This window comes from Flavobacterium sp. (assembly GCF_031381455.1).
Classification (GTDB): Bacteria; Bacteroidota; Bacteroidia; order Flavobacteriales; family Flavobacteriaceae; genus Flavobacterium.
The window spans coordinates 1-10,119 of record NZ_JANMXZ010000029.1; the positions used below are offsets into that span (position 1 = coordinate 1).

Genomic DNA, 10,119 nt, shown 5'->3' on the forward strand with positions numbered 1-10,119 from the left:
GCGGACCGGTAGACGGAATGAATCCTGTAAAAGTAGCTGAAGCTATGCACGAAGCTATGGAGAGAGCGCGTCGTGGTGACGGACCAACTTTCCTGGAAATGAAAACATATCGATACAGAGGCCACTCTATGTCGGATGCACAATTATACCGCTCTAAAGAAGAAGTGGAAGAATACAGAAAAATTGACCCAATCACCCAAGTATTGGATGTCATCAAGGAAAACAAATATGCCACTGATGCAGAAATTGAAGTTATTGATGAGAGAGTAAAAGATTTAGTGGAAGAGTGTGTCACATTCGCCGAAGTATCAGCTTTCCCGGAAGTACAGCAATTGTATGACGTGGTTTACGAAGAAGAAAACTATCCTTTCATCCCTCACAGACTATAATTATGGCAACAAAAATAACAATGCCGCGTTTGAGCGATACGATGACAGAAGGAACTGTTGCTACTTGGTTGAAAAAAGTAGGTGACACTATAAAAGAAGGTGATATCCTTGCTGAAATCGAAACCGATAAAGCTACCATGGAATTTGAATCTTTCAATGAAGGCACTTTATTATACATAGGAATTAAAGAAGGTGAAACTGCTTCGGTAGATTCATTATTAGCCATCATTGGAAAAGAAGGAGAAGATATTTCAGGTATAATTTCAGGAGGTGATGGACCAGTTGCTGCTGAGACAAAACCTGAAGCTGTCACGCCGAGCGCTCCCGAAGCTTCGGCAGAGGTGCCTCAATCGACAACCGACAACTCACAACCGACAACAGCCTCTTTACCAAAAGGAGTAATTGTAGTAACGATGCCTCGTTTGAGCGATACTATGACTGAAGGAACTGTTGCAACCTGGTTGAAAAAAGTAGGTGACGAAGTAAAAGAAGGTGATATCCTTGCTGAAATCGAAACCGATAAAGCTACAATGGAATTTGAGTCTTTCAATGCTGGTACATTATTGTTCATCGGAATTACCGAAGGACAATCGGCACCGGTTGACAGCGTTTTAGCCATCATCGGACCGGCAGGAACAGATATTACAGGCATAGCTGAAAATTATAAAAATGGTGGAGCTGCACCAGCTGCTGCTCCGGCAACAACTGAACAATCAGCAACAGCTGCACCAACAACAGAAGCTACACAAACAACAACTGATGGTGAAAGAATTTTTGCTTCTCCATTAGCAAAACAAATTGCTAAGGACAAAGGAATTAATCTTTCTCAAATAAAAGGTTCAGGTGAAAACGGTCGTATTACAAAAAGTGATGTGGAGAACTTCACTCCTTCCAGTGTCACACCGAGCGCTCCCGAAGCTTCGGGAGAGGTGCAACAACCGACAACCGACAACGCACAACCTGCTGCAGCTACGCCAAAATCTTATATTCCTGCAGGACAAGTTGCAACAGAAGAAATCAAAAATTCTCAAATGCGTAAAATCATTGCGAAACGTTTAGCAGAATCATTGTTCACTGCACCACATTACAACTTAGTAATCGAAGTAACAATGGACGAAGCAATGAAATCAAGAGCAGTCATTAATAGCGTTCCGGATACCAAAGTATCTTTCAACGATATGGTAATTAAAGCCAGCGCAATGGCTTTGAAAAAACATCCAAAAATAAATTCACAATGGTCAGCAGATGCAATTACAATTAATTACCACGTTAGTATTGGCGTGGCTGTTGCTGTTGAAGATGGATTGGTTGTACCTGTATTGCCATTCACAGACGGCATGAGTTTATCTCAAATTGGTGCAAGTGTAAGAGATCTTGCCGGAAGAGCAAAAAGCAAAAAGTTACTCCCATCAGAAATGGAAGGAAGTACTTTTACTATTTCTAATCTTGGAATGTTCGGCATTACCGAATTCAACTCAATCATCAACCAACCAAATTCTGCTATCCTATCCGTTGGAGCAATTGTAGAAAAACCAGTTGTGAAAGACGGTCAAATTGTAGTAGGAAATACCATGATGCTATCCTTAGCTTGTGACCACAGAACTATTGATGGAGCGACAGGAGCACAATTCCTGCAAACTTTGAAACAGTATATAGAAAATCCTGTAACGATGTTGGCATAAGCCGCTTCGTTTTAACAATAATAAATCCCGTTTTAGCTTCGCTCCGTTCGGCTTTGCCTCGGGTGAAAGTTCGAACGGGATTTTTTTTAGTTCATTCAACAAAAGCATAATGTATCTAGCATTGCGTCTCTGCGTCTTTGCGTGAAAAAAAATCTCGCAAAGTCACAAAAACACTAAGAAATGTAGGTAGAAATAAATTCACACTCCACATAATTTTACCTATTTTTGAAAGTTATAAAACATCAAAAATGAAAAAGCCCTATTTCCTAATACTATTAATAGTAACATTTGCCTGCCAAAAAAAAGAAGTCACGCCACAAAATCAAACTACAAAAGACGCCCATTCGTTTTCAAATCCATCTGAAGCTATTGTCAAACATTTGGATTTAAATATCAAAGTCGATTTTGATACCCAAACTATTTCCGGAAAAGCTTCGTGGCAAATTGATAATATTACGAAAGGAAACGAAATCATATTTGATGAAAACACGCTGAACATCACTAAAGTTACTTTGGGTGATGACGAAAAAGAAACCCAATTCGAATTAGGTGCAGCAATTGAACTCCACGGAAAACCACTTCACATAACTATAGAGCCGAACACTACCAAAGTCACTATCTATTACAACACAACTAAAGACGGCGTAGCACTACAATGGTTAAAACCTGAACAAACCGCCGACAAAAAGAAACCATTTGTGTTTTCACAAGGACAAAGCATTTGGTCGCGTACATGGATTCCATGCCAAGATTCACCTAGTGTCCGCTTTACTTATAATGCTAAAGTTACCGTGCCTAAAGATTTAATGGCGTTGATGAGTGCCGTAAATCCACAACAGAAAAACGAAACAGGCGTTTATACTTTCAAACAGGAAAAACCTATTCCATCCTATTTGATGGCAATCGCTGTAGGCGATATTGAATTCAAATCGATTGATAGCAGAACTGGAGTGTATGCGGAACATTCACAAATTGACAAAGCAGTTTGGGAATTTGCCAAACTCGGAGATATGATTAACGCCGCCGAAAAGATATTTGGCCCATATCGCTGGGGAAGATATGATGTGATTGTGCTGCCACCAAGTTTCCCTTTTGGCGGAATGGAAAATCCAAACTTAACCTTCCTCACGCCTACTGTTTTAGCCGGCGATCGCTCGTTGACAAGTTTGTTAGCACATGAATTAGGACATAGTTGGAGCGGAAACCTGGTAACCAATGCCTCGTGGGATGAAACCTGGCTCAACGAAGGTTTTACCACTTATGTTGAACACCGGATTGGAGAAGCAGTATTTGGAGTTAAAGAAGCCAATATGCAAGATGTACTAAGTCGAAAAGTACTAAAAAACAATTTGGATGAACTTGGAATTGACAACCCTTATACGCGACTGAAAGTAGATACAGCAGGTAAAAACCCTGATGACGCATTGAGTGACATCCCTTATGAAAAAGGCTATGCTTTTTTACAGACTATTGAAGCTACAGTTGGTCGTGAAAAATTTGATGTATTTCTTACCAACTATTTCAATGACCATGCGTTCCAATCCATAACTACTACAGCGTTTGTTGCCTATTTCAATAAAAACCTAATCAAAGGTGATAAAGCATTAGCTGACAAAATAAAACTAGACGATTGGATTTATAAACCGGGAATTCCATCTAATATAATCACTCCTGTATCAGAAGATTTCAACGCGATTGACATTATCCAAAAAACATGGAGAAAAACCGGCACTAAAGGATTGAGTCAAAAGATAAAATCAACCAACGAAAAACAACATTTCATAGATTACCTGCCAAAAGACTTAACCGTTCAGGAAATGACCGATATCGACAAAGAATTCAACTTTACCAAAGGAGGCAATTTTGTAATCCGCCGCCAATGGTTCATCATAGCGATTCAGCATCAGTATAAATTTGCCTATCCTGCCATTGAGCGATACTTAACAACCTATAGCCGCACCTATTCCTTAACGCCGCTATACAAGGAAATGATAAAAACGCCTGAAGGAAGAGTTTGGGCAAAACAAATTTATGCTAAAGCAAAATCAGGGTATCATGCTACAACGGTGGAGGCATTGGAAAAGATATTGAAATAAAAAAACTCCTCCTTTTGTCATTCCGACGAAGGAGGAATCTCAAAATAATTCACACTGAGACTTTACTAATCAAATAATGATTTTTTGATTTCTCCAAAAATTGGAGGATTCAAGTTTATGTCTTCTTCACTATAAATATTTTCTTCAGAAGCTAAACTAGTTTGTTGAATTTCTTCCAAATCACTTTTATGAATGAACTCTACAAGTTTATTGAGTTCTTTCTCAGTATAATTAAACCAATTTGTCGACCAAATTCTATAAAATATAAAACCTTGTTCTTCAAGGCGGGATTGCCTAAACATATCCCACGCATAAGCTTCGTTACTACTGTGATATTTGGCACCATCACATTCTACAGCAATAATTGGTTTTCCAGTAAGTTTTGATTTAACAACTAAATCAATTCTAAACCCTCCCATTTTAAATTGTTGTTGAATTCTTTCTTGACCTATTTTATTCGCTAACCTATAATAAACTTCATCTTCAAATGGAGATTCTGACCCTACTACATCATATTCAATATCAAATGATTTTGTCTCACAATTTTCATAAAGTTGTTTTAATATTAATTCCTTTGTTTCTGTATTATTTTCACTCACAGCTCTAGCATAAGCCAAATATGAATAAAAAATTGCTCTACCGTTATTTTTAAATTCTTGAAGTAAAGAAGAATATTGATTAATATTTTCTTGAGGAATTGAAGTACATAGATAAACTTTATATTTCGCCCTAGTAATTATTACATTCAAAAGTTTAAAACCATTTTTTTGTAATATAGGCCCAAACATTTGTCTAAATGACCCATCAACTCTTCTCCCAAAAGTGGTTGAAATAATCATAATATCTCTCTCATCACCTTGAATATTCTCTAAATTTTTAACAAATAAATCTGAACCTAAATCAGCTATTTTTTTATCATATTCTGGCTTTAATTGTCTGGCTTTAGATATCTCTTCTAAAATTAAATTTCTTTGATAAAGATTAAATGTTGCAACTCCAACGGAAGGATACTTACCATTTTTAAGCGGCTTTATGTGGTTTAACAATATGTTTATTACTTGTTTTGCTTCATCTCTATTAACTGAATCTTCGTAAACCCCATTAACCTCGATATATTGAATAGGCTTATATTCTACTTTTGCAGGCATTGGAATCAATCTCTTTCCATAGAATGCATGATTAGAAAAATCAATCAAGCTTGGATGCTGTGAGCGATAATGAATCTTTAAATATGACTGTTTATAATTATTATTTTCAGCATAAACTAACAAAGACTCACTATCAGCTAATTCTAACGAATCATTAACTTTTTGCATTGAATCATGAATTTCTTGAGCGGTTTGCTCTTCTTCATAATCATTCTCATTTGGGCTTAATAGTGCATTGCCTCCTTGAAAAAAGTTTGTCGGCGGCATTTGTTGACTATCACCTGAAACAATTTTTATTTTACCTCTAATCAAAGCAGGATAAGTATCTTCAATCCTTAATTGACTCGCTTCATCGAAAATAACAACATCAAATAGACCTTCAACCAATGGTAAGATGGAACTACATACGGATGGACTTATCATAACCACTGGGAAAAAGTCAGTAAACAAATCGAAATCAGTATTAACAATTTTCCTCAAAGAATTTCTTCTCTGCCCAGCTGCTCCTCTTTTATTAAACAAGCTTATTGGATTTAAACCTTTACCTTGAACTCGCTTAATAGAATTTGATTGTCTTTTTGACCAATTATTAATAATGCTTTCTATTTGATTATTCTTTAATTGAGATTTCGCCTCGTATAAATCTAAAATTTTATATTCATTTTTCGGCAACTCCTCTTTTTCATTTAAAGCTAATAACCAGTAATAATACCAGCTTTCAAATATTGATTCCCATTCCGGATTATTTAAATCAATTAATGAATTAACTATTGATTTATGCAAACTAGGTAATTGGATGTAGAATCTTCTCCAATCATAATATTCTCTAAAAACGTTTAAATTAACTGATACCGTTTTTAAGTCATTTAGAAACTTTTCAATTTCTACAAGTTTGTTATGATGTTTTGTAGCTAATGATAATGATTTTTTTAAAATTTTTCCCTTTTCAAAAGTTTCTGAAATCTGTTTATAGTTTGTTTCTGTTTTATTAATATTTTCTCGTTCATCATAATTAAAATGGATATTTTCAAAACAGATATTTTGTGTATACTCATTTTTAACTTTCTCTATATTCTCATCCCAAACTGAGAATGTATTTATTAATTTGTTTATATTTTCAACGTAGTCAATTAAGGAATTGGACTTGTTTATTTCAATATAATGGTGATTAAAATAATTGTGTTTTAAATGTCTTTCCTTGACATCTATAACTTTATCAAGAATAACTTTTTTATTGTTTTTAAGTGATTTATATCTTTTCGAAAAAACACTAAAAAAATTGATTTTAATGTTTGTTAGAACATCCTCATTAAGAAAAAGTACTCCATATTCATCTTTATTGGCTTTAATAAAAGAGACATAATCATTTATTCCTATTTTTACTGACTCCGCATATTCATCAAAATGAGTATTTATCCAATGAGTATATTCTTTAATATCGGAATTAATTTTTTCTGAAAGTTTCTCTAATTTTTTGCTTGTTGCAGCAACATCTTCTTCAAGTTTTATGATAACCCCTCTGGGATTCTCCTCATTAAATATATTATCATCCAAAATATTCAAAGGATGCTGTACGTGGTTAATTTCTCTAAAGAGTTGTTTACCTTTCTTCAAATTAGATACTATTTCAATTAACTCATTCTCATCTTTATTGAATTTAAAATGGTTATAATCTAATTTATTTTTCAATAATTCTGGATTTGACAACTTTTCTCTAATCAAAAAATTACCAACCAACTCTGTCCAGTTTTTCCCTTTATAAATTTTTTCGTCAAGCAATTTATGACCCGCATTTATCTCAAAAATATTTTTATCAATATCTTGATTGATAGTAATATAATTCGATGTGTTAAAATAAGGTAGATATTGTATTGTGCTTATTCTGTCTCTAACAGAATTAACTATTCCATCCCTATCTTTATTTATATCTTCTATTATAGCAGCCAAGGCTCCTAATTGGTCATTTTCACGATGCAAATTATTTTTTATTACATCCAAAGCTGTTTTCTTTTCGCAAACAACAAGACATTTTAAATTATTTGCTAGTGCATTAGTTATTAGAGCTGTTAATGATTGGCTTTTTCCAGTCCCTGGTGGTCCTTGAATTATCTTTTTTGTGTCTAATCCCATTGTATTAAGTAACTCTTGTTGACTAGGATCAGTCTCAACCGCACTATGAGGAGTTCCTGAAAACTCTTCAATTTTTAACTCTTCAAATTGAAATGTTTCAAAATTCTCTATTAACTTATCAATATCTGTTATAATGCTTTCTTTTTGAGCTCTAAACAAGCCAAAAACTCCACCAAAATAAATACTTCCTAAATTATTTACTTGAGATTCTAATGTTTTTGCTTCTGGAATAGTTTCTAAGTTGTCATTTAATTTTTTTGTTAAACTTTCAAAGCTATTCAACGAATTCGGATTTAAGATATTTAAAACTTTTAAGCATTCATCGATTAATTCTTTTCTGTCAATAATAGCATCCTCAAGTAATTCTTCATTTATCTGAGGAATTATTACATCTTTATCATTCTTTAAAAATGACAACAGAACTTCGTTTAAACTAACTGTATGAATTTCTTCATCAACAATCTTTGCTAATTCATTTTTGGTTTTATTTCTTAAAATGGACCATGTATTTATTTTATTTGTTGCTTTTATCAACTCCAAAGGCCAAATAAACAAAGGCGCTTTAATTATTTTTTTGGGGTCACTCTTGGAAGGCATTATAAATAGTGGAAAACCAAAACTAAATGTTTTAATTCCATGTTCTTTATAATTATCTTCATTTTCAATGTTCAATGAATTTAATCTTTTAGATAATAAACCCAATCGCTTTTGCTCATCATTAGAAATTGAATTAATATCTATATCATCAAATGAAACCTTGAATTCAAAACAGGATTTTGTAAAAAGTAATTCGAGAAAAGATTCAGCTAATTGAGGTTTTATATAATTCAAATTAGACAAATCAAGGCGAGTAGCATACCTGCCAGGCAATGCATTAAGATGGATAGATTTTGTATTTCCTCCTTTTAATTTATCTCTTAATGCCTTTAAAAATATTAAATCAGCCATACCTCTTGTTATTGTTCTTCATTTACCATTCGTTTAATTTATAAAATTATTTCTATTAAGTGTAAGAAAATAAAAACATCTCATGCCTGTATTATTCAAAGCAAACTTTCTATTTGACTTTTGCCATTTATTTTTTTAATTTTTTTCTAAAAACCAATCTTAATCAAATTTTAAGCTTTCTCCTACTAATACTGGCATGTAATTTGGCTCGCGATTTTATGTGAAATAGTTCACAAATAATCTTTAAATTTTAGAAATCATGAGATCAACATCAGAAACCAGTTACGGAGCAAGAATCGGTAACGCAGAAAACCTGGTAGCAGCATTACAAAACTTCAACGGCTACCAACCAATTAAACCAGAGTACAGCATCAGCAGTTTCACTGATTTAATCAACACCACAAAAGGATTCAACAACACAGTCGCTAACAAAAAACAAACTTACTCATTGGCTGTAGAAAACAGAATCCAAATATTCGAAAAAGGAACATTGGCAATCACCAAAATCCTTTCTCCAATAAACGGAACAGTAAAAGGTTCTTTCGGAAGAACCAGCAAGGAAGCAACAGATGTAGCATTAATTGTTGCTAAGATTAGAGGAGCAAACATTAATAATAGTAGATCCGCTAATCCTGTTGAAGCAACGGTAAGTCAATCCTACCAGTCGTATAATTCAAGATCACAGTATTTTGCTGACCTGATTGTAAATTTAACCAACTTCGGGCGAAACTATGAACCAGCAAATACAACGCTGAATATAGCAGGGTTAAATGACATCTATACAAATGCCGTAGCAGCAAACAATGAGGTGATGAATACTTTCACACAATTTGTACAAAACAACACAACGCGTATAGATACTTACTACCTGTTATCACAAACAGCAATCCGTATCAAAGACAGCGTAAAAGCACAATACGGAAACAGTTCCACAGAGTACCAACTCATAAAAGGATTAAAAATATGATAAAACACTATGTAAAGTAAAACCCTGATAATTTTTGAATTATCAGGGTTTTTTATTTTATAAATCCTCACTATTGAATAGCCTAACTTACTTATTGAATAACCTCAATTGCCAATAGTATTGCTTCCCTTATCAATTGAATAGCCTAACTTATTAATATAATAGCCAACCTTACCAATACAATAAACTCTATTACCGTTTGAATAACCTATCATGTTAATACAATAGCCATTCTTACCATTGGTATAGCCAACCTTGTCAATTATACAGTCTTACATATTAACTGCTGAAGATTCCCCTCTTGAGGGGTGCCCGAAGGGCGGGGTGGTTCTGGCCTAAAAACAAAAAAACCCGTTCGTTAGAACAGGGTTTCCATAAAAAAAGGCAGCGACATACTCTCCCACATAACTGCAGTACCATCTGCGCAGTCGGACTTAACTTCTCTGTTCGAGATGGGAAGAGGTGAGCCCCGACGCAATAACCACCTTAAGCCGTTTGTTGTAAGCGGACTTACAACTAATATCTTAACATACTGAGATAAAGAAGAATAATAAAATTGTAACAAAGTTTCTTCCGGCCCTTTCCCTTCTCCCCCTTTGGGGGTCGGGGGGCTGGGCCGGAAAAGCGTACATAAGCTTATGGGTTATTAGTACTACTCGACTATGACATTACTGCCTTTACATCTATAGCCTATCAACGTGGTCATCTTCCACGACCCTTTAAAGAAATCTCATCTTGTGGTGGGTTTCGCGCTTATAT

At 34.4% G+C, this 10,119-nt stretch carries 5 protein-coding genes and 2 rRNA genes; 4 read left to right on the forward strand and 3 right to left on the reverse strand.

Annotated features, from left to right (window positions below; translation table 11 throughout):
* The 3 genes from RMN97_RS07465 to RMN97_RS07475 form a co-directional block, all read left to right on the forward strand.
* Positions 1 to 389: thiamine pyrophosphate-dependent enzyme (locus tag RMN97_RS07465; RefSeq protein ID WP_309613896.1), on the forward strand; the 389-nt coding region annotated here is incomplete at its 5' end.
* A 2-nt stretch (positions 390 to 391) separates the two neighbouring features.
* Positions 392 to 2,071: a 2-oxo acid dehydrogenase subunit E2 gene (locus RMN97_RS07470; protein WP_309613897.1), complete on the forward strand. Its 1,680-nt coding sequence runs from the start codon at positions 392 to 394 to the stop codon at positions 2,069 to 2,071.
* A 248-nt stretch (positions 2,072 to 2,319) separates the two neighbouring features.
* Complete coding sequence (locus RMN97_RS07475) at positions 2,320 to 4,167, forward strand: M1 family metallopeptidase (RefSeq protein WP_309613898.1); 1,848 nt, start codon at positions 2,320 to 2,322, stop codon at positions 4,165 to 4,167.
* Positions 4,168 to 4,232: 65 nt separating this feature from the next.
* On the opposite strand, the gene RMN97_RS07480 is transcribed toward RMN97_RS07475, so the two are convergent.
* A complete protein-coding gene (locus tag RMN97_RS07480; RefSeq protein WP_309613899.1) occupies positions 4,233 to 8,393 on the reverse strand; it encodes an AAA domain-containing protein in 4,161 nt (1,386 codons plus the stop codon).
* A 259-nt stretch (positions 8,394 to 8,652) separates the two neighbouring features.
* On the opposite strand from RMN97_RS07480, the gene RMN97_RS07485 reads away from it, so the two are divergent.
* On the forward strand, positions 8,653 to 9,360 hold the full coding sequence (locus tag RMN97_RS07485; RefSeq protein ID WP_309613900.1) for a hypothetical protein: 708 nt from the start codon (positions 8,653 to 8,655) through the stop codon (positions 9,358 to 9,360).
* 379 nt (positions 9,361 to 9,739) lie between these two features.
* On the opposite strand, the gene rrf is transcribed toward RMN97_RS07485, so the two are convergent.
* A 5S ribosomal RNA gene (rrf, locus tag RMN97_RS07490) occupies positions 9,740 to 9,849 on the reverse strand.
* A gap of 137 nt (positions 9,850 to 9,986) precedes the next feature.
* Positions 9,987 to 10,119, reverse strand: a 23S ribosomal RNA gene (locus RMN97_RS07495); the annotation flags it as partial.

Bases quoted from the DNA above. Each gene is read 5' to 3' on its own strand.
- RMN97_RS07470 (WP_309613897.1), top strand. From the start codon at position 392: ATGGCAACAAAAATAACAATGCCGCGTTTGAGCGATACGATGACAGAA.
- RMN97_RS07475 (WP_309613898.1), top strand. From the start codon at position 2,320: ATGAAAAAGCCCTATTTCCTAATACTATTAATAGTAACATTTGCCTGC.
- RMN97_RS07480 (WP_309613899.1), bottom strand. From the start codon at position 8,393: ATGGCTGATTTAATATTTTTAAAGGCATTAAGAGATAAATTAAAAGGA.
- RMN97_RS07485 (WP_309613900.1), top strand. From the start codon at position 8,653: ATGAGATCAACATCAGAAACCAGTTACGGAGCAAGAATCGGTAACGCA.